Source organism: Kitasatospora sp. NPDC101447 (assembly GCF_044767225.1).
Classification (GTDB): Bacteria; Actinomycetota; Actinomycetes; order Streptomycetales; family Streptomycetaceae; genus Kitasatospora.
In genome coordinates, this window is the sequence record NZ_JBIWNL010000066.1 from 1 (window position 1) to 23965 (window position 23965).

Annotated in this window: 16 protein-coding genes; 7 read left to right on the plus strand and 9 right to left on the minus strand. The window is 71.4% G+C overall.

Annotated elements, in window-relative coordinates; translation table 11 throughout:
- Nucleotides 1-91: 91 nt before the first annotated feature.
- Complete coding sequence (gene pyk / locus ACIRST_RS41645) at nt 92-1522, minus strand: pyruvate kinase (RefSeq protein ID WP_402809841.1); 1431 nt, start codon at nt 1520-1522, stop codon at nt 92-94.
- A 352-nt stretch (nt 1523-1874) separates the two neighbouring features.
- On the opposite strand from pyk, the gene ACIRST_RS41650 reads away from it, so the two are divergent.
- The 7 genes from ACIRST_RS41650 (at nt 1875) to ACIRST_RS41680 (ending at nt 10165) form a co-directional block, all read left to right on the plus strand.
- Entirely contained in the window at nt 1875-2969 is a 1095-nt protein-coding gene (locus ACIRST_RS41650; RefSeq protein ID WP_350523532.1) for a substrate-binding domain-containing protein, read from the plus strand.
- Nucleotides 2966-4621 carry a VWA domain-containing protein gene (locus ACIRST_RS41655; protein WP_402809844.1) on the plus strand — a complete coding sequence of 552 codons (1656 nt, stop codon included), beginning with the start codon at nt 2966-2968 and terminating at the stop codon, nt 4619-4621. The genes ACIRST_RS41650 and ACIRST_RS41655 overlap by 4 nt, the downstream gene beginning before the upstream one ends.
- Nucleotides 4608-5249, plus strand: a complete 642-nt coding sequence (locus tag ACIRST_RS41660; protein WP_402809846.1) for a hypothetical protein — start codon at nt 4608-4610, stop codon at nt 5247-5249. The genes ACIRST_RS41655 and ACIRST_RS41660 overlap by 14 nt, the downstream gene beginning before the upstream one ends.
- A gap of 382 nt (nt 5250-5631) precedes the next feature.
- Entirely contained in the window at nt 5632-7464 is a 1833-nt protein-coding gene (locus ACIRST_RS41665) for a 5'-nucleotidase C-terminal domain-containing protein (RefSeq protein ID WP_350523529.1), read from the plus strand.
- A gap of 85 nt (nt 7465-7549) precedes the next feature.
- Nucleotides 7550-8119, plus strand: a complete 570-nt coding sequence (locus tag ACIRST_RS41670; protein WP_402809849.1) for a Uma2 family endonuclease — start codon at nt 7550-7552, stop codon at nt 8117-8119.
- Nucleotides 8120-8258: 139 nt separating this feature from the next.
- Nucleotides 8259-9185: an NADP-dependent oxidoreductase gene (locus ACIRST_RS41675; RefSeq protein WP_350523527.1), complete on the plus strand. Its 927-nt coding sequence runs from the start codon at nt 8259-8261 to the stop codon at nt 9183-9185.
- 35 nt (nt 9186-9220) lie between these two features.
- The gene (locus ACIRST_RS41680; RefSeq protein WP_402809853.1) at nt 9221-10165 is read left to right on the plus strand and encodes an AraC family transcriptional regulator; all 945 of its coding nucleotides are present in this window, start codon (nt 9221-9223) and stop codon (nt 10163-10165) included.
- A 128-nt stretch (nt 10166-10293) separates the two neighbouring features.
- On the opposite strand, the gene ACIRST_RS41685 is transcribed toward ACIRST_RS41680, so the two are convergent.
- The 8 genes from ACIRST_RS41685 to ACIRST_RS41720 form a co-directional block, all read right to left on the minus strand.
- The gene (locus ACIRST_RS41685; RefSeq protein ID WP_402809862.1) at nt 10294-11751 is read right to left on the minus strand and encodes an aldehyde dehydrogenase family protein; all 1458 of its coding nucleotides are present in this window, start codon (nt 11749-11751) and stop codon (nt 10294-10296) included.
- 49 nt (nt 11752-11800) lie between these two features.
- Nucleotides 11801-12667 (minus strand): helix-turn-helix transcriptional regulator, encoded by an 867-nt coding sequence (locus ACIRST_RS41690; protein ID WP_350523525.1) that lies wholly within the window; start codon nt 12665-12667, stop codon nt 11801-11803.
- A gap of 521 nt (nt 12668-13188) precedes the next feature.
- Nucleotides 13189-14649 carry a glutamate synthase subunit beta gene (locus tag ACIRST_RS41695; RefSeq protein ID WP_396553616.1) on the minus strand — a complete coding sequence of 487 codons (1461 nt, stop codon included), beginning with the start codon at nt 14647-14649 and terminating at the stop codon, nt 13189-13191.
- Nucleotides 14642-19243, minus strand: coding sequence for a glutamate synthase large subunit (gene gltB, locus ACIRST_RS41700; protein WP_402809865.1), 4602 nt, complete (start codon nt 19241-19243; stop codon nt 14642-14644). Before gltB ends, ACIRST_RS41695 begins: the two co-directional genes overlap by 8 nt.
- 455 nt (nt 19244-19698) lie before the next feature.
- The gene (locus ACIRST_RS41705; RefSeq protein ID WP_350523523.1) at nt 19699-20436 is read right to left on the minus strand and encodes a VIT1/CCC1 transporter family protein; all 738 of its coding nucleotides are present in this window, start codon (nt 20434-20436) and stop codon (nt 19699-19701) included.
- Between the two features lie 148 nt (nt 20437-20584).
- A complete protein-coding gene (gene lgt / locus ACIRST_RS41710; RefSeq protein WP_402809857.1) occupies nt 20585-21646 on the minus strand; it encodes a prolipoprotein diacylglyceryl transferase in 1062 nt (353 codons plus the stop codon).
- A 121-nt stretch (nt 21647-21767) separates the two neighbouring features.
- Nucleotides 21768-22631, minus strand: coding sequence for a thioredoxin domain-containing protein (locus ACIRST_RS41715; protein WP_350523521.1), 864 nt, complete (start codon nt 22629-22631; stop codon nt 21768-21770).
- A gap of 76 nt (nt 22632-22707) precedes the next feature.
- Nucleotides 22708-23226, minus strand: coding sequence for a MauE/DoxX family redox-associated membrane protein (locus ACIRST_RS41720; RefSeq protein ID WP_402809859.1), 519 nt, complete (start codon nt 23224-23226; stop codon nt 22708-22710).
- Between the last annotated feature and the right edge of the window lie 739 nt (nt 23227-23965).

Here is a 23965-nt window from a genome sequence, read left to right on the forward strand (position 1 = left end):
CACACATGGCGGTGATCTTCGCGGACAGGGCAACGCAAAGATCACCACCAGTGGATCACGCCATGAAGTTGATCAATTACCCAACACTTTCTCAGACGTCCAACGTGCCCACGTGGTGGACGCGGACGAGGTTGGTGGAGCCGGCGAGGCCGGGCGGGGAGCCGGCGGTGATGACGACGATGTCGCCCTTCTGGCAGCGGCCCAGCGACAGCAGCGCCGCGTCGACCTGTTCGACCATCTGGTCGGTCGTCGGGGCGAAGGGGCCGAGGAAGGTCTCCACGCCCCAGGTGAGGGCGAGTTGGCTGCGTACGGCCGGTTCGTAGGTGAAGGCGAGGACCGGGATGGGCGAGCGGTAGCGGGTCAGCCGGCGCGCGGTGTCGCCGGACTGGGTGAAGGCGATCAGGTACTTGGCGTGCAGGAAGTCGCCGATCTCGGCGGCCGCGCGGGCGACGGCGCCGCCCTGGGTGCGCGGCTTGCTGCCGGCGGTGAGCGGGGGCAGGCCTGCGGCGAGGATGTCGTTCTCGGCGGCTTCGATGATCCGGCCCATGGTCTTGACCGTCTCGACGGGGTACTTGCCGACGGAGGTCTCGCCGGAGAGCATCACGGCGTCGGTGCCGTCCAGGACGGCGTTGGCGACGTCGGAGGCCTCCGCGCGGGTGGGCCGGGAGGCGTTGATCATCGAGTCGAGCATCTGGGTGGCGACGATGACCGGCTTGGCGTTGCGCCGGGCGAGCTTGATGGCGCGCTTCTGGACCAGCGGGACCTGTTCGAGGGGCATCTCCACGCCCAGGTCGCCGCGGGCCACCATGATGCCGTCGAAGGCGTCGACGACGGATTCGAGGTTCTCCACCGCCTGCGGCTTCTCGATCTTGGCGATGACCGGGACGAACCGGCCCTCCTCCGCCATGATCCGGTGGACGTCCTCGATGTCGCGGCCGCTCCGCACGAAGGAGAGCGCGATCAGGTCGGCCCCGGTGCGCAGCGCCCATCGCAGGTCGGCGACGTCCTTGTCGCTGAGTGCGGGGACGGAGACGGCGACGCCGGGGAGGTTGAGGCCCTTGTGGTCGGAGACCAGGCCGCCTTCGATGACGAGGCAGCGCACGCGGGGTCCGTCGACGGCGACGACCTCCAGGGTGACGCGGCCGTCGTCGACGAGGATGCGTTCGCCGCGGCTGACGTCGGCGGCGAGCCCGGTGTAGGTGGTTCCGCAGATGTCCTTGTCCCCCACGACGCCCTTGTCGGTGGAGATGGTGAACTCGTCGCCGCGTTCAAGGAGTACGGGCCCGTGGGCGAACGTGTCGAGGCGGATCTTCGGGCCTTGAAGGTCGGCGAGGACGCCGACGCTCCGGCCGGTCTCGTCGGCGGCCTTGCGGACGCGTCGGTAGCGTTCCTCGTGCTCGGCGTGGGTGCCGTGGCTGAGGTTGAATCGGGCGATGTCCATCCCGGCGTCGACCAGGGTCTTGATCTGGTCGTACGAGTCGGTGGCGGGCCCGAGGGTGCAGACGATTTTTGCTCGGCGCATAGTGCTGAGACTAGGCATTACCGGCGCGTAACCACGAGGCGGGTCCGGACTGCGGGATGACCGTTGCGGTAAGGCGAGTTGAACAATCTGACACACCCTCGGACCGGTGTGCGAGCGCCTTGTCCCGTGCCACCTCCGGTCACCCGGTGGCGGCCCGGTCGATGCGATTCCGTGAAGGGGTGTTCACCTCTGGTTCACCGTCACTTCCGTTGCAGCTCCCTGCCCGGCGGGACGCTCGTCACCCACGGGTGACGGCCGGGGGGTTCCGGGTGACGGCCCGGGGATTCCGGGTAACCACCCGGACGACGTAGACGACGCGACCGAAGTCGCGTACGAGGGGGAGGCGTTCGGCATGAAACGCGGCGCTCTGGGGGTGGTGGCGACCCTGGCCCTGCTGGGCTGGGTCGCCTATGCGCTGATCCCCGACGACCACAAGGGGGGGACCCAGGTGGTCACGGTCACCGGCCTGATCGGCTCGGAGAAGCGCGGCTTCTTCGAGGACAAGGACGTCAAGGACGAGCTGAAGAAGCGGGGCCTGGAGGTCCGGGCCGATTCGACCGGCTCGTGGACGATGAGCGAGCAGGCGAAGAGCACCAAGGGGCTGGACTTCGCCTTCCCCGCCAGTGCCGCCCCCGCCCGGGAGATCCAGCGCAACTGGCAGCTGACGGACTCGCCGCTGGTGCCCTTCTACTCCCCGCTGGTGATCGTGACGCACGAGTCGGCGGCGCAGGTCCTGAAGCAGAACCAGCTGGCGGACGTGGACGCCAAGGGCGTCTGGACGTTCCGGATGGACAAGTACGTGGAGGCGCTGAAGGCCGGCAGGAAGTGGAAGGAGCTCCCGGGCGCCGAGCAGCACCCGGAGCTGGCCGGTCCGCTGTTCGTTTCGACGACGGACCCGGAGACCTCGTCCTCGGGCGCGCTGTACCTGGCGCTGCTGTCGTACGTCGCGAACGGCAACCAGGTGGTGCAGGACGACGCCGGTGTGAGCGCCGTCCGGGACGTCCTGGCCACCGCGAACGGCCTCCAGGGCATGCAGAAGATCAGCAGTGACGAGCCGTTCCGCGACTTCTTCGCGGGGGTGGGCACGCTGGTCTTCGCGTACGAGTCGCAGGCCGCCGCGCTGCCGCTGCAGGGCAAGGACACCGGGGACATGGTGGTGATGTACCCGGACACCACGATCCAGTCGGACCACACCCTGGTGGCCCGGACGGACAACGGCCGCAAGCTGGCCGACGTGTTGGAGAACGACGCGGTGCTGCGCGGGCTGGAGGCCCGGTACGGTCTCCGGCCCCAGGCCGACCAGGAAGCCTTCTGGAACCTGATGAAGGACAAGACGCCGCACTTCGCGCACGACCTGAGGAACTCCGGGTTCAAGCAGGCCACCCTGCCCTCGCTGGACAACCTCCTCAAGCTGACCGCCGCGGCGAAGGGTGGGAGCCCGAAGTGAACCTCCGTACGAAGCACCGCGGCGGACTCGCCGTGGCCCTGGCGGCCGTGCTGGCCGTGGTGACGGCCTGCACCTCCTCCGGCGGCGACAAGGCCGGTCCGCAGCCCTCCGATCCGCCCGCCGAGACCGCCCGGCCGGGGGTGCTGCGCGTCCTGGCGGGCAGCGAGCTGCAGGACCTGGCGCCGGTCCTGGAGGAGGCCCGGAAGGCCACCGGGGTGACGGTGCAGTTCTCCTGGACGGGCACCCTGGACGGCGCCGACGCGGTGTCCTCGGGCCGCGCGGACGGCAAGTACGACGCGGTGTGGTTCCCGTCCGACCAGTACCTGCGGCTGGATCCGGTCGGGAAGTCCAAGGTGCTGTCGGAGACACCGGTGATGGTCTCGCCGGTGGCGATCGGGGTGCGTTCCTCGGTGCTCGGCGACCTGGGCTGGGGCGACGGCTCGAAGGTCACCTGGGCGCAGGTCGGCGATGCGGCGGCGGCCGGCAAGCTGACGTACGGCATGGCGGACCCGTCGCGTTCCAACTCCGGTTTCTCCACCCTGGTGGCGGTCGCCTCGGCGTTCTCCGGGGCGGACGGCGCGCTGGCCGAGGCGGACGTGCAGAAGGCGACGCCGCAGCTGAAGCAGTTCTTCACCGGCCAGAAGCTGACCTCCGGCTCCTCGGGCTGGCTGGCCCAGGCGTACACCCGGGCCGAGTCGGGCGTGGTGGGCGCGCTGGTGAACTACGAGTCGGTGCTGCTGTCGCTGAACAGGACGCTGCCGCCGCAGCAACAGCTGACGGTGGTGCGCCCGGTGGACGGCGTGGTGTCGGCGGACTACCCGCTGTCGCTGCTGTCCTCGGCCGCGCCGGACCAGCGCGACGCCTTCCAGCGGCTGACCTCGTACCTGCTCAAGGACGACGTGCAGAAGCGCATCTCCGAGACGACGCTGCGCCGGCCCGCGACGGCGGGTGTGGCCCCGGCCGCGGGGCTGCCGACGGACCGCCGCCGGGAGCTGCCGTTCCCGGGCACCCGGGCGGTGGCGGACGGCCTGCTGGCCTCGTACCAGAACGACCTGCGCCGCCCGTCCCGGACGGTGTACGTGCTGGACACCTCGGGCTCGATGGAGGGTTCGAGGATCGCCTCGCTGAAGACCGCGATGGGCCGGCTGACCGGGGCGGACGACACCCGCGGGGTGCGCCGCTTCCGCAACCGCGAGGAGGTCACCCTGGTGTCCTTCGCGTCCTCGGTGAAGTGGTCCAAGACGCACGTGGTGCCGCCCACGGGCAGCCAGCCCGGTCCGCAGGCGGAGCTGGCGTCGATCAACGCGGACGTGCAGTCGCTGGCGGCCTCGGGCGGGACGGCGGTGTACGGCTCGCTGGAGGAGGCGTACCGGGTGATCGAGCGCCAGCAGGCGGCGGCGAACGACGACCGGTTCACCTCGATCGTGCTGATGACGGACGGGGAGAGCAACGTCGGTGCGTCGGACGCCGACTTCAAGCGCTTCCACGACGCGCTGCCGGCCTGGGAGAAGTCGATCCCGGTGTTCCCGATCAAGTTCGGGGAGGCGGCGGTGGCCCAGCTGCAGGGGATCGCGGACATCAGCGGCGGGAAGCTGTTCGACGGCTCGGGCTCGCTGGACGGGGCGTTCGAGGAGATCCGTGGGTACCAGTGACGGTCCGGCCGGGCGGCTGGGGCGCTACCTGAACTCGGCCAGGAACTGGGCCGGCCTCGGGGGCGCCGCGGTCGGGGTGGGGCTGCACGAGTTCGGGCTCGGCGGGGGCCTGTGGCCGGGGGTGGCGGCCGCCCTGTACGGGGTCGGCGCCCTGGTGGCCCCCGGGCCCAAGGCCGGCCCGCCGGACGAGCCGCCGGAGGAGCCGCCGCACGCCGGTGGTGGCGGCTCGGACCCGGGCCGGGAGTCGGGGGCCGGGTCCGGTTCGGGGGCCGGGTCCGGGTCCGGTTCGGGGACCGGGGCCCACTCGGTGTCGGTGTCGGGGCCGTCGGCGGCGGTGGTGCCGGAGGGGCCGCCACCGCCCCTGCCCAACCCCGAGTTGGAGGCGCTGGCCGCCTACCTGGACACCGTGCCGCTGCCGCCCTCCGCCGGGGTGGACGACCTGGTGGCGGCGCTGCGCGTGGCCGGCCCGGGCCCGGTGGCGGAACGGATCGTCCGGCACCGGCTGCCGCTCGCGGTGGCCGGCTACCTGCGGGCGCGGACCTGGCAGCCGTGGGTGGGCCCGGACGCCCCGGACCCGGCGGCCGAGCTCGGCCGCGAGGTGGTTCTGCTGACCACCGAACTGGCCTGATCGGGGGCCGGTGCCCGGCCGGGCACCGGCCCCCGATCCGCCCGGCTCAGGCCCCGGCGAAGGCGCAGCTCAGGCCCTGGCGAAGGCCGGGCTCAGGTCACGGCGATGGCCCGGCTCAGGCCCCCGGCCGGATGCCCGGTCAGGCCCGAAACCTCCCCTTTACCACCCTCACCCCCACCCGTCCGCGTCACGAACGAGTCGCCAAGATCTCACCTCTTGGACAGGTCCGGGGGCTATCCAGTGACCCGGCCCGCACGGCACACTTCTACGCGCGTCCCTCTACGCGCGTCGACGCATTGACGCGCCGACACGTGGACGCGCACCCACTCACGCAGCCAAGTTGACGGTCCATCTGCCGTCGCCCCACTCGGGAGAGTCGTCCATGCCCCTGAACCGCCGTGACTTCGTCACCCGGTCCGCCGCCACCGCCGCCGGCGCCGCCCTCGTCGGCGGTGCCGCCGTGGCCGCCGCCCCCTCCGCCGCGGCCGCCGAGCCGGACACGGCGGCCGCCAAGGGCCAGCGCAAGCCGCGCAAGCAGGCCTTCACCGTCATGGGCACCACCGACCTGCACGGCCGGGTGCTGAACTGGGACTACTTCACCGACGCCGAGTACGTCGACAAGGCGCACAACGCGGTCGGCCTCGCCAAGATCTCCACCCTGGCCAACCAGGTGCGCGAGGAGAAGGGCTGGAACCGCTGCCTGCTGATCGACTCCGGTGACATCATCCAGGGCACCCAGCTGACCTACTTCTACGCCCGGATCGAGCCGATCGCCACCGACGGCGACACCGTCCCGGACCACCCGATGGCCGTCGCCATGAACCTCATGGAGTACGACGCCGCCGCGCTCGGCAACCACGAGTTCAACTACGGCATCCCGACCGTGAAGGCCTTCGAGGACCAGCTGGAGTTCCCGCTGCTGGGCGCCAACGCGCTGCACGCGAAGAACGAGAAGCCGGCCTTCCCGCCGTACGTGATCAAGGAGATGCACCTCGGCGAGGGCAAGCCGCTGAAGGTCGGCATCCTCGGCCTCACCAACCCGGGCATCGCGATCTGGGACAAGGCCAACGTCAGCGGCAAGATGGTCTTCCCGGGCATCGTGGAGACCGCCGCCAAGTACGTGCCGCGGATGAAGGCGGCGGGCGCGGACGTCATCGTCGTCTCGGCCCACTCCGGCATCGACGAGGCGACCACCTACGGCGACCAGCTGCCCTGGCCCGAGGACGCCTCCGGCGAGATGGCGGAGACCGTCCCGGACATCGACGCGGTCCTGGTGGGGCACACCCACAAGGAGGTCGCGCAGCGCCTGATCGTCAACAAGAAGACCGGCAAGACGGTCGTGCTGTCCGAGCCGCTGTGCTGGGGCCAGCGCCTGAGCTGCTTCGACTTCGAGGTCGAGTTCGCCGACGGCGCCTGGAAGGTCACCTCGGTCTCCTCGCGGGTGCTGAACTCCAACACCGTGCCGGAGAACCCGGAGATCACCAACGCGATCACCGACCAGCACAAGAAGGTCGTCGCGTACGTCAACCAGAACATCGGCACCAGCAAGATCGAGCTGTCGATCGCCGAGTCCCGCTTCAAGGCCACCCCGATCATCGACCTGATCGGCAAGGTCCAGGCGGACGCCGTCAAGGCCGCGCTGGCCGGCGGGCAGTACGCCAACCTCCCGGTGCTGGCCCAGGCCGCCCCGTTCAACCGCACCGCCCTGATCCCCTCGGGCCAGGTCAAGCTGCGCGACGCCGCCGGCCTCTACATCTACGAGAACACCATGGAGGCCCGCATCCTGACGGGCGCCCAGCTCAAGGACTACCTGGAGTTCTCGGCGAAGTACTACAACCAGCTCGCCCCGGGCGCGCCGGTCGACAAGGACGCCCTGACCGGCGCCGAGGCCACCCCGGACTACAACTACGACTCGGTCTACGGCCTGACCTACGACATCGACGTCGCCCAGCCGAAGGGCTCGCGGATCGTCAACCTGTCGTTCCAGGGTAAGCCGATTGACCCCGCCGCCCAGTTCGTCCTGGCCGTCAACAACTACCGCGCCAACGGCGGCGGCAACTTCCCGCACGTGGCCGGCGCCAAGCTGGTCTGGTCGAACTCCGACGAGATCCGCAACACCATGATCGCCTGGGTGAAGGCCAAGGGCGTCATCGACCCCGCCGACTTCTTCACCGACTCCTGGCGCCTGGTCCGCGCCGGCCAGCCGGTCTTCTGACCGGCACCACCGCCGCTCCGAGGCGCCGCCGGGCCCGTCCGCCCGGCGGCGCCTCGCCGCATCCGGAGCGGTGGACAATGGCGCCATGAGCGAGTTCCAGATCCCCGAGCGCCACGCCCGGCTGCTCGCGTATGCGCAGAGCCTGACGCCTCCGGCCGGATGGAAGATCGAGATCTCCGGCGACGAGATCATCATGATGGCCGGGCCGTCCGTCATCCATCAGCGCAATCTCCTGCTCGTCCGCAGGCAGTTCGAAGCACACGAGCCCGCCGACATGATGGCAAGCGAGAACACCGATCTCGCCTCACCCAACGTGGGCAAGCTGCGCAATCCCGACCTCACGTACGTCCCGCTCTCCCTCCTCGAATCCGGCGGCAACGAGGCGCCCGCCGAACAGGCCGCCATCGCCGTGGAGATCGTCTCCCCGTCGAACCCCGAGAACGACCTGGTCGGCAAGGTCCGCGACTACCCGCTGATGGACATCCCGCTGTACCTCGTGATCGACCCGCGCAACGGCGACATCACGCTCTACTCCGAGCCTTCCCCCACCGGCTACCACCGACAGTGGACCGGCAAGTTCGGCGACCTCGTACCGATTCCCGCCCCCTTCGACTTCGAGCTGGCCACCGACACCCTGCTCCGCTATCCCGACTGACACGCTCGTCCCGCGAGACGATCGGACATCCAGTGAAGACTGGAGGATATTCATCCGCTCGCCTGCCCTTCCTATCGTTGAGCACATCGAGAACGGCCCCACGGGGGGGCCGGTGTTGACCGGGCAGGGAGTGAGTGCGATGCGTGCGGTGGTGCAGCGGGAGGTCGGCGGGCCGGAGGTCCTGGAGGTCGCCGAGGTGGAGCGTCCGCACCTGCTGAGCGGCGAGGTGCTGGTGCGGGTGAAGGCGGCCGGGGTGAACCCGGTGGACGTGGGCGTGCGGGCGGGCATGTTCCCGCTGCTGGGCGCGCCGCCGTTCACGGTGGGCTGGGACGTCTCCGGGGTGGTCGAGGAGGCCGCGCCCGGCGCCCGGTACCGGGTGGGCGAGGAGGTGTACGGGATGCCGCTCTTCCCCCGCGCCGCGAACGCCTACGCCGAGTACGTGGCCGCGCCGTCCCGCCAGCTGGCCCGCAAGCCCGCCTCGATCGACCACGTGCAGGCCGCCGCGCTTCCGCTGGCCGCGCTGACCGCCTGGCAGGGTCTGGTGGACGCGGCGGGCGTCGGTGAGGGGCAGCGGGTGCTGATCCACCGGGCGGCGGGCGGCGTCGGCCACTTCGCCGTGCAGATCGCCAAGGCCCGTGGCGCGTACGTGATCGCGCTGGCGAGCGAGCCCAAGCACGCCTTCCTGAAGGAGATCGGCGCCGACGAGGTCATCGACTACCGCACCACCGACTACACCCGCGCGGTGAAGGACGTCGACGTCGTCTTCGACTCCTCCTCCGAGAACACCCGCGCGCTGGAGGTGCTGAAGCCCGGCGGCCACCTGGTGAGCATCATGGAGCACCGCGACCGGGAGCTGGCCGCCGCGGTCGAGGCCGCCGGGCGCCGCTTCGCGGGCGTCTTCGTCGAGCCCGACCACGCCGCGCTGGAGGCGATCGCCGCCCTGGTGGACGAGGGCCGGATCCGTCCGCACGTCGCGCAGGCCTTCCCGCTGGCCGAGGCCGGCCGGGCGCACGAGTTGGTGGGCTCCGGTAGCGTCCAGGGCAAGGTCGTCCTGACGGTCGACTGAGGACCGCCGGTGAAAGCACCCAAGGGGGACGGGCGTTGGACATCCTGACCGAGGCACTGGGCTCGATGAGGACGGCCTACCCGTCCTCCGCCCGCACCGAGGGCCGCGCACCGTGGGCCCTGCGCCTGCCCCCGGTGCTCGGCGCCGGCTTCCACGTGGTGCTGTACGGCACCTGCTGGCTGATCCCGCTGGGCACCGGGGACGGCTCCGGGCCGCAGGAGCCGATCGCACTCAGCCCGGGCGACGTCGTCTTCCTGCGGGACGGCGGCGGCCACGTCCTGGCCGACCACCCGGACACCCCGGCGGTGGACGCCCAAGACTGCGTGAAGGACTCCGCCCCGCCGATCGGCACCCTCACCCTGGGCGGCGGGGGCGCCCGCACCAGCCTGCTGTGCGGCAACTACCACCTGGACCAGGGCCGCCCGCACCCGATGGTCCGCCAGCTGCCGGCCCTGATCCACCTGCCGACCCGGCACGGCCGCCACCCCGAACTGGCCGCCGCGGTGCAGCTGTTGGGCATCGAGCTGGAGAACCCTCGGATCGGCTCGACCGGCATCGTCCCGGCGCTGATCGACTCGCTGCTGCTGTACATCCTGCGGGCCTGGTTCGAGGACCAGCCCGCCGCGACGGCCGCCGGCTGGGCGGCGGCGCTGCGGGACGCCGCCGTCGCGCCGGCCCTGACCGCGATCCACGAGGCGCCGGCCACCCCGTGGACGGTGGAGTCGCTGGCGGACCGCGCGGGCCTGTCCCGGGCCGCCTTCGCCCGCCGCTTCACCACGATGGTGGGCGAGCCGCCGATGGCGTACCTGACCCGCTGGCGGATGACCACCGCGGCCCGGCTGCTGCGCGAGTCGGAGGCGCCGCTGACCTCGGTCGCGGCGCAGACCGGCTACGGCTCGGAGTACGCCTTCGCGAAGGCGTTCAAGCGGGAGTTCGGCCTGGCCCCCGGCGGTTACCGCCGGGAGGCCCGCGCCGCGTAGGCGCCCGCGGCCGGAGCCGGGCGCCTACGCAGTGCCGAAGGCCGGCCGACCCCGCGCCAGTCAGCGCCACACGCCGGCCGGCCCCGAACGCCGACCGCCCCCGAACGCCGACCGGCCCCGACCCCCGCTCAGAACGGGAACACCGCCCGCCCGTGCTGCACCGAGATCCACTTCACCGTGGTGAAGGCGTCCACCGTCGCCTCCCCGTTGAGCCGCCCGACGCCGGAGTTCTTCTCCCCGCCGAACGGCACGCCCGGCTCGTCCGCGATGGTCCCGCCGTTGACGTGGACCATGCCGGTCTCGATCCGCTGGGCGAGCCGCACCCCGCGCTCGACGTCGGCGGTGTGCACGGCGCCGCTGAGCCCGAACGGCGTGTCGTTGGCGATCCGCACGGCCTCGTCCTCGCCGTCGAAGGGCACCAGCAGCACGACCGGGCCGAACAGTTCGCGCTGCAGGATCGGCGCGTCCTCGGCGAGGCCGGTGAGCACGGTCGGCGCCATCAGGCTGCCGGTGGTGGCGCCGCGCAGCAGTGCGGTGGCGCCGGCGGCGAGCGCCTGGTCGATCTGGGCGGAGAGGGCGTCGGCCTGGACGGGGTTGATCAGCGGGCCGATGTGGGTGGCCGGGTCCTTGGGGTCGCCGACGGTGAGCGAGGCGACCTTGGCGACGAACTTCTCGGTGAACTCGGCCTCGACGGCGCGGTCCACCAGCACGCGGTTGGCGGACATGCAGACCTGGCCCTGGTGGACGAAGCGGCTGAACACGGCCGCGTCCACGGCGTAGTCGACGTCGGCGTCGTCCAGCACGATCAGCGCGCTGTTGCCGCCGAGTTCCAGGACGGAGCGCTTGAAGTTCGCGGCGGCGACGGTCCCGACGTGCCGGCCGACCTTGTCGGAGCCGGTGAAGGAGATCACCTTGGGCACCGGGTGCTCGATGAAGTTGTCGCCGATCTCGGCGATGTCGGTGATCACGACGTTCAGCAGGCCGGGCGGCAGGCCGGCGTCCTCGAAGAGCTTGGCGATCAGGCCGCCGCCGACCACCGGGGTCTCCTGGTGGGGCTTGAGCACCACGCCGTTGCCGAGGGCGAGCGCCGGGGCGAGCGCCTTGAGCGCCAGGAACAGCGGGAAGTTGAACGGGCTGATCACGCCGACGACGCCGACCGGCAGCCGGTAGAGCCGGTTCTCCTTGCCCGGGGCGGGCGAGGGCAGCAGCCGGCCCTCGGCGGCCACGGACAGGTGCAGGCACTCCCGCAGCACGTCCTTGACCAGGGAGAGTTCGAAGCCCGCCTTGAGCGCGGTGCCGCCGAGTTCGGCCGTGATCGCCGCGACGATCTCGGGCTCGCGCTCCTCCAGCAGGTGCAGCGCGCGTTCGAAGACGAGGCGGCGCCGGTAGGGGTTGGTGGCGGCCCACCCCTTCTGGGCGCGCTCGGCGGCGCGGTAGGCCCGGTCGACCTCGGCGACGGTGGCGACGGTGATGGTGGCGAGCTTGTCCCCGGTGTAGGGGTCGACGTCGACGATGTCCCAGGAGCCGTTGCCGGTGCACCACTCGCCGTCGATGTACTGCAGCGCCAACTCGGAGAAGTACGACATCTGTTCCCTCTCATGCACCGACCTGATGGAACATCATCGTACTGATGTGTCAAAGCTCCTGGCGTACCGCGTGCAGCAGGTCGCGGGTCCGTGTCGGGTCCAGGCTGTCGGCGACGAGGTCGTCCATCGCGTGGCGGTACTCGGCGACCTCGGCGGGCTTGTCGAGGTAGAGCGCGGTGGTGAACTGCTCCAGGTAGACGACGTCGGAGAGCTCCGGCTCGGCGAAGCCGAGCACCGTGAAGGCGCCGCTCTCCGCCGACAGCCCGGCGTTGCCGAACGGCAGCACCTGCAGCCGTACGTTGGGCAGTTCGGCGAGCTCCAGCAGTCGGTCCAGCTGGCTCCGCATCAGCTCGGACCCGCCCCAGGGGCGGCGCAGCGCCGCCTCGTCCAGCACGGCGACGAGTTGCGGGGCGCGTTCGTCGGTGAGCAGTGCCTGGCGCTTGAGCCGGACGTCGACCCGGCGCTCGATCTCCTCGGCGCCGTGGTCGTGGCAGCCGGCGGTGACGACGGCCCGGGCGTAGTCGGCGGTCTGCAGCAGGCCGTGGACGAACTGGACCTCGTAGCTGCGGATCTCGGCGGCGGCCTCCTCCAGTCCGAGGTAGTTCTGGAACCAGCCGGGCAGGACGTCGCCGTACTCGTGCCACCAGGAGTTGGCGTTGGCGTCGCGGAGGAGTCCGAGGACGGTGGCGCGTTCCTGTTCGGCCTCGACGCCGTAGAGGGTCAGCAGGTCGGCGACGTCGCGTTCCTTGAAGCCGACGCGGCCGAGTTCCATCCGGCTGATCTTGGACTCCGAGGCGCGGATCGAGTAGCCGGCTTCCTCCCGGCTGACGCCTCTGGCCTCGCGGAGCTTGCGGAGCTGGGTGCCGAGCAGCAGGCGCCGTACCGTCGCGCCTCCGCCTGCCTGAGTCGTGCCCATCGAAGTCAACCTCCGCACTCGCGCAGCCCCCCGGCCGTCGGCGGCAGTCTGCCACCTGGCACCGACGAACAACAGCCCGTGCCGGGAGGCTTTCCGCCTGCTGTGAGAAGCCTGTGGTTCCGCTGTGAGCCGACCCTCGGTGCACGGAGGAGTGTCAGGCCGGTGGTGCGCCCCCGCGGGTGAGTTCTTTCCCCGTGCGCCCCGGTGGGAACCCGTCTGCGCCCGTTCCCGGGCTCGCGCTGTCCGGAGGTGCAGGGGGTGCCCGTGCGCTGCCCGACGGCCTCTCCCGGTGTCTCCCGGGGCTTTCGGCGCCGCCCGGAGAACAGCCCGGAGAACACTCCGGAGAACAGCCCGGGGAACGCCCCGGAAAGCGCCCCGGAAAACGCGACGGCGCCCGCCCTCCAACTGGTCGGGGAAGAGGGCAGGCGCCAGGAGACCGCGTTGGCCCGGCGACGCTGGCGGGGGCAGCGGGTTGAGCTCCCGGCGATGCGGCGCCGGGGGTTCGGGGGCCGGTCGGACCGTCAGACCACCAGGGGGCGGTCCGTGGGTCGGATCGGGGCGGGAAGCGGGGTCTTGCCGCCCAGGTACGCGTCCACCGCGGCGGCGGCCGAACGGCCTTCCGCGATGGCCCAGACGATCAGCGACTGGCCTCGGCCGGCGTCTCCGCAGACGTACACGCCATCGACATTGGTGGCGAACCGGCCGTCGCGGGCAATGTTACCCCGCGCGTCGAGGTCGGCTCCCAGCTGCTCGACCAGGCCGTTCCGCACGTCGGTGCCGGTGAAGCCCATGGCGAGGGTGACCAGCTGCGCCGGGATGGCCCGCTCGGTGCCCGGCACGGGCTCGAACCGGCCGTCCTTGAACTCCACCTCGACGAGGTGCAGTTCCTGGACGTTGCCGTGCTCGTCGCCGGTGAAGCGGGTGGTGTTGACGGAGTAGATCCGCTCGCCGCCCTCCTCGTGGGCGGAGGTGACCTTGTAGGTCATCGGCATGGTCGGCCACGGCTGGTGCCCGGGCCGCTCCTCGCCGGGCCGCGGCATGATCTCCAGCTGGGTGACGGAGGCCGCCCCCTGCCGGTGGGCGGTGCCGACGCAGTCCGCGCCGGTGTCGCCGCCGCCGATGACCACGACGTGCTTGCCCTTGGCGCTGATCGGGGACTCGACGAAGTCGCCCTCCTGCACCTTGTTGGCCAGCGGCAGGTACTCCATGGCCTGGTGGATGCCCTTGAGCTCGCGTCCGGGCACCGGCAGGTCGCGGGCGGTGGTGGCGCCGGCGGCGACGACGACGGCGTCGAAGCGCTCGCGCAGCTGCTGCCCGGTGATGTCCTCGCCGACGTGCACGCCGGTGCGGAAGCGGGTGCCCTCCGCGCGCATCTGCTCGATGCGGCGGTTGATGTGGCGCTTCTCCATCTTGAACTCGGGGATGCCGTAGCGCAGCAGTCCGCCGATGCGGTCGGCCCGCTCGTACACCACGACGGTGTGTCCGGCGCGGGTGAGCTGCTGGGCGGCGGCGAGGCCGGCCGGGCCGGAGCCGACGACGGCGACGGTCTTGCCGGAGAGGCGCTCCGGCACCTGCGGGGTGACGCCGCCGCGGTCCCAGGCCTTGTCGATGATGGTGACCTCGACGTTCTTGATGGTCACCGCGTCCTGGTTGATGCCGAGCACGCAGGCCGACTCGCAGGGCGCCGGGCAGAGCCGCCCGGTGAACTCCGGGAAGTTGTTGGTGGCGTGGAGGCGCTCGATGGCGCCGGCCCAGTCGTCCCGGAAGGCGAGGTCGTTCCACTCGGGGATGAGGTTCCCGAGCGGGCAGCCGTTGTGGCAGAACGGGATGCCGCAGTCCATGCAGCGGCCGGCCTGCTTGGTGATGATCGGCAGGAGGCTGCGCTCGACGTAGACCTCGTTCCAGTCCCGCAGACGGACGTCCACGGGACGGCGCTCGGCCAGCTGCTTGGGCGTGGTCAGGAAGCCCTTGGGGTCAGCCATTAGCCGCCTCCATCATCTTGCGAGTGGTCTCGGCCTCGGAGAGGCCATCGCGCTCAGCGGCGTCCTTGGCGGCGAGCACTGCCTTGTAGTCGGTCGGCATGATCTTGGAGAAGCGGGAGACGCCGCTGCCCCAGTCGGCCAGGAGTTCGGCGGCGACGGTGGAGCCGGTCTCCTCGTAGTGCTGCTGCACGGTCTCGCGCAGCCAGTCGCGGTCGTCGGCGGTGGGGGCCTCGATGCCCACCATGCCGTCGTTGACGTTCGCGGGGCGCAGGTCCAGGACGTACGCGATGCCGCCGGACATGCCGGCCGCGAGGTTGCGTCCGGTCTCGCCGATGATGACGACGCGGCCGCCGGTCATGTACTCCAGGCCGTGGTCGCCGACGCCCTCGACGACCAGGGTGGCGCCGGAGTTGCGGACGGCGAAGCGCTCGCCGGCCTTGCCGCGCAGGTGGATCCGGCCGCTGGTGGCGCCGTAGCCGATGGTGTTGCCGGCGATGACGTGGTTCTGGGCGTCGTTGCCGATGGCCGCGGCCTCGCGGGCCGGGCGGACGACGACCACGCCGCCGGAGAGGCCCTTGCCGACGTAGTCGTTGGCGTCGCCCTCCAGCCGCAGCGTGACGCCGCGGGGCACGAAGGCGCCGAAGGACTGCCCGGCGGAGCCGGTGAAGGTGACGTCGATGGTCCCCTCCGGCAGGCCCTCGCCGCGGTACCGCTTGGTCACCTCGTGGCCGAGCATGGTGCCGACGGTGCGGTTGACGTTGCGGATCGGCAGCTGGATGCGGACGGCGTCGCCGCGCTCCAGGGCGTCCTCGGCGAGCGTGATGAGCTGGTTGTCCAGGGCCTTGTCGAGCGCGTGGTCCTGGGTGGTGGTGCAGTGCCGGGCGGCGCCGTCGGGCAGGTCGGGCACGTGGAAGAGCGGGGCCAGGTCGAGCCCGGCGGCCTTCCAGTGGTCGATCGCGGCCTGGGCGTTGATGTACTCGGCGTGGCCGACGGCCTCCTCGATCGAGCGGAAGCCCAGGGAGGCCAGGATCTCCCGGACCTCCTCGGCGATGAACTCGAAGAAGTTGACGACGAACTCGGGCTTGCCGGAGAACCGGTCGCGCAGCACCGGGTTCTGGGTGGCGACGCCGACCGGGCAGGTGTCCAGGTGGCAGACGCGCATCATGATGCAGCCGGAGACGACCAGCGGGGCGGTGGCGAAGCCGAACTCCTCGGCGCCGAGCAGCGCGGCGATGACGACGTCGCGGCCGGTCTTCAGCTGACCGTCGGTCTGGACGACGATGCGGTCGCGCAGCCCGTTGAGCAGCAGGGTCTGCTGGGTCTCGGCGAGGCCGAGCTCCCAGGGGCCGCCGGCGTGCTTGAGCGAGGTCAGCGGGGAGGCGCCGGTGCCGCCGTCGTGGCCGGAGACCAGGACGACGTCGGCGTGGGCCTTGGAGACGCCCGCCGCGACCGTTCCGACGCCGACCTCGGAGACCAGCTTCACGTGGATGCGGGCCGCCGGGTTGGCGTTCTTGAGGTCGTGGATGAGCTGCGCCAGGTCCTCGATCGAGTAGATGTCGTGGTGCGGCGGCGGGGAGATCAGGCCGACACCCGGGGTGGAGTGCCGGGTCTTGGCGACCCACGGGTACACCTTGTGGCCGGGCAGCTGGCCGCCCTCGCCGGGCTTGGCGCCCTGGGCCATCTTGATCTGGATGTCGTCCGCGTTGACGAGGTACTCGGAGGTGACGCCGAAGCGGCCGGAGGCGACCTGCTTGATCGCGGAGCGGCGCTCCGGGTCGTACAGGCGGTCCGGGTCCTCGCCGCCCTCGCCGGTGTTGGACTTGCCGCCGAGGCGGTTCATCGCGATGGCGAGGGTCTCGTGCGCCTCGCGGGAGATCGAGCCGTACGACATGGCGCCGGTGGAGAAGCGCTTGACGATCTCGGAGACCGGCTCGACGTCCTCGACCGGGATCGGCTCGCGGTCGAGGCCGTCCAGCCGGAAGAGGCCGCGCAGCGTCATCAGGCGGGCGGACTGCTCGTTCACCCGGTCCGTGTACTGCTTGAAGATGTCGTACCGGCGGTTGCGGGTGGCGTGCTGCAGCCGGAAGACGGTGTCCGGGTCGAACAGGTGCGGCTCGCCCTCGCGGCGCCACTGGTACTCGCCGCCGATCTCCAGCGCGCGGTGCGCGGCGGGGATACCGGAGGCGGGGTACGCCTTGGCGTGGCGGGCGGCGGTCTCCCGGGCGAGTTCGTCCAGGCCGATGCCGCCGAGCTTGGTGGTGGTGCCGGCGAAGTAGCCGTCGACCAGGGCCTGGGAGAGGCCGATGGCCTCGAAGACCTGGGCGCCGCGGTAGGAGGCGACGGTGGAGATGCCCATCTTGGACATGACCTTGAGCACGCCCTTGCCGAGCGCCTTGATCAGGTTCTTGATGGCCTTCTCGGGCTCGACGCCCTGGATGAACACGCCCTGGGCGACGAGGTCCTCGACGGACTCCATGGCCAGGTACGGGTTGACCGCGCCGGCGCCGTAGCCGATCAGCAGCGCGACGTGGTGCACCTCGCGGACGTCGCCGGCCTCGACCAGCAGCGACACCTGGGTGCGCTGCTTGGTGCGGATGAGGTGGTGGTGGATCGCGGAGGTGAGCAGCAGGGAGGGGATCGGGGCGTGCTCGGCGTCCGAGTGGCGGTCGGAGAGCACGATGATCCGGGCGCCGTCGGCGATCGCGGCGTCGGCCTCGGCGGCGATCGCGGCGAGCCGGGAGGCCAGGCCCTCGCCGCCGCCGGAGACCTTGTAGAGGCCGGAGAGCGTGACGGCCTTGAGGCCGGGCTGGTCGCCGTCGGCGTTGATGTGGACGAGCTTGGCCAGCTCGTCGTTGTCGATCACCGGGAAGGTGATGCCGACCGAGCGGCAGGCGGCGGCCTCGGCGGCCAGCAGGTTGCCCTCGGGGCCGAGGTTGGAGAGCAGCGAGGTGACGAGCTCCTCGCGGATGGCGTCCAGCGGCGGGTTGGTGACCTGCGCGAAGAGCTGCACGAAGTAGTCGAACAGCAGGCGCGGCTTCTCGCTGAGCGCGGCGATCGGCGAGTCGGTGCCCATCGAGCCGAGGGCTTCGGCGCCGGTCTTGGCCATCGGCGCGAGGATGACCCGCAGCTCCTCCTCGGTGTAGCCGAAGGTCTGCTGGCGGCGGGTGACGGAGGCGTGGGTGTGCGCGATGTGCTCGCGCTCGGGCAGCTTGGCGAGCTGGATCTGCCCGGCGCCGACCCATTCCTGGTAGGGGTGCTCGGCGGCGAGGGCGGACTTGATCTCCTCGTCCTCGACGATGCGGCCCTCGGCGGTGTCGATCAGGAACATCCGGCCGGGCTGCAGGCGGCCCTTCTTGGCGACCTTCTCCTGGTCGATGTCGAGCACGCCGACCTCGGAGGAGAGGACGACCAGGCCGTCCTCGGTGATCCAGTAGCGGGCCGGGCGCAGGCCGTTGCGGTCGAGCACGGCGCCGATCTGGGTGCCGTCGGTGAAGGTGACGCAGGCCGGGCCGTCCCAGGGCTCCATGAGGTTGGAGTGGTACTGGTAGAAGGCGCGGCGGGCCGGGTCCATGGTGGCGTGGTTCTCCCACGCCTCCGGGATCATCATCAGCACCGAGTGCGGCAGCGAGCGGCCGCCGAGGTGGAGCAGTTCCAGGACCTCGTCGAAGGAGGCGGAGTCCGAGTGGTCCGGGGTGCAGATCGGGAAGATCCGCTCCAGGCCCTGCCCGTTCCGGTTGGCCGGGATGAGGTCGGTGACGAGCTGGGACTCGCGGGCGCGCATCCAGTTGCGGTTGCCCTTGACCGTGTTGATCTCGCCGTTGTGCGCGACGAAGCGGTACGGGTGGGCGAGCGGCCAGCTCGGGAAGGTGTTGGTGGAGAAGCGCGAGTGCACCAGGCCGATCGCGGACGCGTAGGTGCGGTCCGAGAGGTCGGGGAAGAAGGGCTCCAGCTGGCCGGTGGTCAGCATGCCCTTGTAGACGATGGTGCGCGCGGACAGCGACGGGAAGTAGACCCCGGCCTCGCGCTCGGCCCGCTTGCGGACGACGAAGGCGGTCCGGTCGAGCTCGATGCCGGCGAGGCCGTCCTTGCTCAGGAAGACCTGGCGGAAGCGCGGCATCACGCTGCGCGCGGTGGAGCCGAGCAGGTCCGGGGTGACGGGGACGTCGCGCCAGCCGAGGACGGTGAGGTCCTCGTCGGCGGCGATGGCCTCGATCTGCGCGACGGCGGCGGCGTCCTGGTCGTCGTCGTCGGGCAGGAAGGCGATGCCGACGGCGTAGGCGCCGGCGGCCGGGAGTTCGAAGTCGACGCGGCCGCGCAGGAACGCGTCGGGGATCTGGGTCAGGATTCCCGCACCGTCACCGGAGTCCGGCTCGGCGCCGGTGGCGCCGCGGTGCTCCAGGTTGCGCAGGACGTTCAACGCCTGCTCGACGATGGTGTGGTCGGCGCTGCCGGTCAGCGTGGCGACGAAACCGACGCCACAGGCGTCGTGCTCGTTTCGCGGGTCGTACAGGCCCTGAGCAGCAGGTCGCGCATCCGGCACGAGCGAGTACGGCTGGCGGGCGGCGCCGGCCTGGAGCTCGTTGGCGGAGTGCATGGATGCAGGCAGCATCGGCTCTCCCGTCGTCGTCTTTCGGCAAGTTGGTGCAAGTAGGGACGACGTTGGCCCTGATGCGATGGTGCGGTGTCGTGCAAGTTACATGATGCCCAGGATCCCGAGAAGCGGAATATCCCGTCCACATGGCGGGACGAGCCGCAGGTCAGGGGGTGTGGGAAGAAGGACGTGCCACAGTGCACGTCCCGACGATTGTGCCCAACGGTCCCCGGCCTGAAACAGGGGCGAAACCGGATCGCCACAGAGGCCGATCATGGCCGCCTGCGAATCCATTCCGGGAGTCGGCCCACGGATGCGAATCCGCGGCGCCGAGGCCCGGATGGTGAGACTAGGCCAGGCATGACGCGACGCCCATGTGTGAAACGTCACGCATTGCCCGGCATAATCATGCAGAGTTCTGGGTCATCCCACAGGTCCCGACGACCGCCCGGCAGGCCTCAGCCCACGTGCCCGCCGATCAGCGAGCCGAGCAGGTACGTCACCCCGGCCGCCGCGCCGCCCAGCACCAGCTGCCGCAGCCCGCTGAACCACCAGCTGCGGGCCGTCACCCGGGCCACCACCGCGCCGCACAGGAACAGCCCGGCCGCCGCCAGCACCAGCGCGGGCAGCAGCGAGGTCGCGCCCAGCAGGTACGGCAGCAGCGGCAGCAGCGCGCCGAGCGCGAAGCACAGGAACGACGACCCGGCCGCGACCAGCGGCGAGGGCAGGTCGGTGGGGTCGATGCCCAGCTCCTCGCGGGCGTGCACCTCCAGGGCCAGTTCCGGGTCGACCGACAGCTGCCGGGCCACCTCGTGGGCGAGCTCCGGGTCCACCCCGCGCGAGACGTACAGCTGGGCCAGCTCGGCCAGCTCGCCGTGCGGGTTGCGGCTCAGCTCCAGCCGCTCGGCCTCGATCTCGGCCTGCACCAGCTCCCGCTGCGAGGCCACCGAGGTGTACTCCCCCGCGGCCATCGAGCAGGCGCCGGCCGCCAGGCCCGCCAGGCCCGTGAGGATCACCGTGCCGTTGGACACCGCGCCACCGACCACACCGGTCATCAGCGCGAAGTTGGACACCAGGCCGTCCACCGCCCCGAACACGGCCGGCCGCAGCCAGCCGCCGTTGACGTCCCGGTGGTGACCGGCCGCGGGTATCCGGGGCTGGTGCCCGGCCTCGGGTTCCAACGTGGTCGCACTCATGTCCCTGTCCCCTCCGTCGTCATTGGTCCGCCCTGAACGTAGCCCTCCTGACCTGCGCATTTCCAGCAAAGTAAGGCTGTCCGAACACGACTGAGGCCACCCTTCGCATGCGCTGCGAAGGGTGGCCCCGGTCGGGGGAAGCCCCAGGTCAGATCGGGTTCTTGGCGTCCTCGTCGGCCTTGTCGGCGGCCACCGCAGCGGGTGCGGCGGCCGGCTTTCCGTCCACGGAACGGGACGGCTTCGCCCCGTCCCCGCCCTTCCCGCCGTCGGCGTCCGACTTCTCCGCGGCCTTCTCCGCGCCCTTGATGTCCGCCTTCGCCGCGCCCTTGACGTCCGCCTTGTCCGCGGCCACGCCCTCGGCGCCCTCCGCCTCCAGGTGCGCGGCCGGGTCGATGGTCGCCGGGTCCTCCCGGCCGGGCCGCTTCTTGCCGACGATCACCAGGTACGCCACGGCGCACAGGAACACCGCGATCGACACCCAGTCGTTCAGGCGCAGACCGAAGTAGACGTGCGCCTCGTCGATCCGCAGCCACTCGGTCCAGAACCGGCCCACCGTGTACGCGGCGACGTACAGCGCGAAGGCCCGGCCGTGGCCCAGCGTGAACCGGCGGTCCGCCCAGATCACCAGCAGCGCGACACCGACGCACCAGAGCGACTCGTACAGGAAGGTCGGGTGGTAGACGCCCTCCACGACGGTGCCGTCCGGCAGCACCTTGTGGATCTTCAGGCCCCACGGCAGCGTGGTCTCGCGGCCGTACAGCTCCTGGTTGAAGTAGTTGCCCCAGCGGCCCAGCGCCTGCGCGAGCGCGATGCCCGGCGCGATGGCGTCGGCGTAGGCGGGCAGCGGCACACCCCGGCGGCGGCAACCGATCCAGGCGCCGACCGCGCCCAGCGCGATCGCGCCCCAGATGCCGAGGCCGCCCTCCCAGATCTTGAGGGCGTTCCAGGGGTTCTTCCCCTCACCGAAGTACAGCCGGCCACCATCGGTGATCACGTGGTAGAGGCGGCCTCCGACCAGGCCGAACGGCACGGCCCACACGGCGATGTCACCGACCGTGTGTTTGGCACCGCCCCGGGCGACCCAGCGCTTGCTGCCGAGCCAGACGGCGACGACGACACCGAGGATGATGCAGAAGGCGTAGGCGCGCAGCGGGACTGGTCCGAGGTTCCAGACGCCCCGCGACGGGCTGGGAATGTAGGCGATATCCATGGCAGTTCCGACGCTACAGGGTCAATGGCCCGGGTCGGACACCCCCGGGGTCACAGAAGCCGAACAACAGGGGAAGCCGCCCCCTCCGGACGGGGAGGGGGCGGCGGGCCGGGCAGGGGGTTCAGCCGGCGTTCGGCGACGGGTTGTTGGCCTCCGAAGCCGCACTGGTCGGCGCCGGGGTCTGCCCGTGCGAGCCCGCCGTGCCGAGCTGCTTGCCCTGGTTCGCGGCGTCCACCCACTTCGCCAGGTTCTCCGGGGTGATCTCCTCGCTGCCGTTCTTCGGGTAGATCGGCTGGCCGTTGAGCAGCACCGTCGGGGTGGACTTGTAGCTGGACTTGTCGAAGTCCTGCTGCACCGAGGACACCCATCCGCCGTACTTGTTGTCGTTGACGCAGGCCTGGAACTCGGGCGTGTCCAGACCGTTGACCTGCTTCGCCAGGTTCAGCAGGACGGCCTTGTCGCCGAAGGCGTCGTTGGTCTCCTCCGGCTGGTTGCGGTACAGCACGTCGTGGTAGTCCCGGAAGTGCCCGGCGTCCTGGGCGCAGGCCAGCGCGTTGGCGGCGGTCTTGGAGCCCTTGCCCGGCACGGCCCGGTCGATGAACGACACGATGTGGTAGTTGGTGTAGACCTTGCCGGCGTCCTCCAGCTGGTCGACGGTCGGCGAGAACTCCCGCTCGAACATGCCGCAGGCGGGGCAGCGCGGGTCCTCGTAGACGGTGAGGACGGAGGGCGCGTTGCCGGCACCGACCGGGATGACGAGGTTCTTGTCGCCGATGGTCCCGGCCGGGGCGGCGGTCGGGGTCTCCGGCTTGGAGCGCTCGTTCTGCACCACGACGCCGACGACCACCGCGGCGGCGATCACCGCGAGCACGGCGCCGCCCACGATCAGCTTCTTCCTGCGCCGGGCGGAGGACTCCTCGGCCGCCCGCTGCTCCTGCATCCGCTCACGGGCGGTGCGCTTGCCTTCTCGGTTCTTCTCGCTCATTGCCTTGACATCCACGGTCGGGGGCCTTCGTCGGGTGCGGGGTGGGCGGGGACGGGGGTGCGGCGGGGCCGGCGGGTCAGGTCGCCAGCCAGCGGTCCACCGAGAACCGGGTACGGGGCCGCCACAGCAGCCACCCGGCCAGCAGCAGGAACCCGGTGTCGCGCAGGATCTCCTGCAGGTACGCGGTCTGGGACTCGTCGACGTGCCCGCCGCCGCCGAAGCAGCCGCAGTCGATCGAGATGCCGCGCGCCCAGGCGGAGGCGATCCCGGCGATGAAGACGAGCAGCAGCAGCGCCGAGACCCCGGCGACCAGCCGGACGCCGAGCCCGATCACCAGCAGGAACGCGAGCGCCAGCTCCAGGAAGGGCAGGCCGTAGCCGATCGGCTTGACCAGGCCCTCGGGCAGGATCTCGTACGCCCGGACGGCCTGGGCCGCCTCCGCCGGGTCGGCGATCTTGGCCAGCCCGGCCCAGCCCCACACCACCGCGAGTCCGAGCCGTACGACCAGGCCGACCCACTCGCTCCAGGCCGGCACCGGCCGCCGCTCCGACGGCGCGGGGGCCGGGCCGTCGGGCTGCACTGCCGGGCCGGCCATCAGGGAACCCCCCTCGGGAAACTCGTTCACTTCCTGACGAACCGTGGGGAAGGAAGGGGGGTTCCTCCCCATTCAGGAATCAAGCCGGAAGAGTGACGGCCTGTCCGATTCCGGCGAACACCCGTACGTCAGTGGCACCCCGGCATCCGCCCCGGATCGAACAGATCCGGCCGCCCGTGCCCCGCCCGCTCGGCGGCGTCCCACCGAGCCGCCTCGGCACACGCGACCGCGTCCCGCTCCGCCCGCTCCGCCCCCCGCTTGGCCAACGCCTGCCCCACCTCGGTGTGCGCCACGACGGCAGCCCCCAGAGCCAGCGCAGCAGCCGCCGCCCGCAGCAGAACGGCCCGATGAAAACCCCGCACCGGCTCACCCCTTTCGCTCGCTCCGCTCCCCCGTACACCTCGTTCGTGCACTCGTCCCTCCACTCAACGCCCGTCAACCCCGCCTGATGCGTGTCGCCCCCACTGTTCACCCGTTCGGTGCCGCCCCAGCACCCCCACACACCCCAGCCCCAGCCACCCCCACCCCCAGCCCCCCCACCCCTAGCACCCCCACCCCTAGCACCCCCACCCTCATCGAGAGGACCACCCCCACCCCGCCGCACCCACCCCCGGCCCCACCCCCCACCCACCCCCGTCCCTCCCCAGCGAGAGGGACGCGCTGCGGGGACGGACGGGGGCGGCGCAGGGGGTGGCCCGGAGAGGGGCGTTGCGGGTGATTTTCAGACTGCCAACGGCGC

Coding starts and splice junctions, on each gene's coding strand:
- pyk (WP_402809841.1), bottom strand. CDS start 1,522: ATGCGCCGAGCAAAAATCGTCTGCACCCTCGGGCCCGCCACCGACTCG.
- ACIRST_RS41650 (WP_350523532.1), top strand. CDS start 1,875: ATGAAACGCGGCGCTCTGGGGGTGGTGGCGACCCTGGCCCTGCTGGGC.
- ACIRST_RS41665 (WP_350523529.1), top strand. CDS start 5,632: ATGCCCCTGAACCGCCGTGACTTCGTCACCCGGTCCGCCGCCACCGCC.
- ACIRST_RS41670 (WP_402809849.1), top strand. CDS start 7,550: ATGAGCGAGTTCCAGATCCCCGAGCGCCACGCCCGGCTGCTCGCGTAT.
- ACIRST_RS41675 (WP_350523527.1), top strand. CDS start 8,259: ATGCGTGCGGTGGTGCAGCGGGAGGTCGGCGGGCCGGAGGTCCTGGAG.
- ACIRST_RS41685 (WP_402809862.1), bottom strand. CDS start 11,751: ATGTCGTACTTCTCCGAGTTGGCGCTGCAGTACATCGACGGCGAGTGG.
- ACIRST_RS41690 (WP_350523525.1), bottom strand. CDS start 12,667: ATGGGCACGACTCAGGCAGGCGGAGGCGCGACGGTACGGCGCCTGCTG.
- ACIRST_RS41695 (WP_396553616.1), bottom strand. CDS start 14,649: ATGGCTGACCCCAAGGGCTTCCTGACCACGCCCAAGCAGCTGGCCGAG.
- gltB (WP_402809865.1), bottom strand. CDS start 19,243: ATGCACTCCGCCAACGAGCTCCAGGCCGGCGCCGCCCGCCAGCCGTAC.
- ACIRST_RS41705 (WP_350523523.1), bottom strand. CDS start 20,436: ATGAGTGCGACCACGTTGGAACCCGAGGCCGGGCACCAGCCCCGGATA.
- lgt (WP_402809857.1), bottom strand. CDS start 21,646: ATGGATATCGCCTACATTCCCAGCCCGTCGCGGGGCGTCTGGAACCTC.
- ACIRST_RS41715 (WP_350523521.1), bottom strand. CDS start 22,631: ATGAGCGAGAAGAACCGAGAAGGCAAGCGCACCGCCCGTGAGCGGATG.
- ACIRST_RS41720 (WP_402809859.1), bottom strand. CDS start 23,226: ATGGCCGGCCCGGCAGTGCAGCCCGACGGCCCGGCCCCCGCGCCGTCG.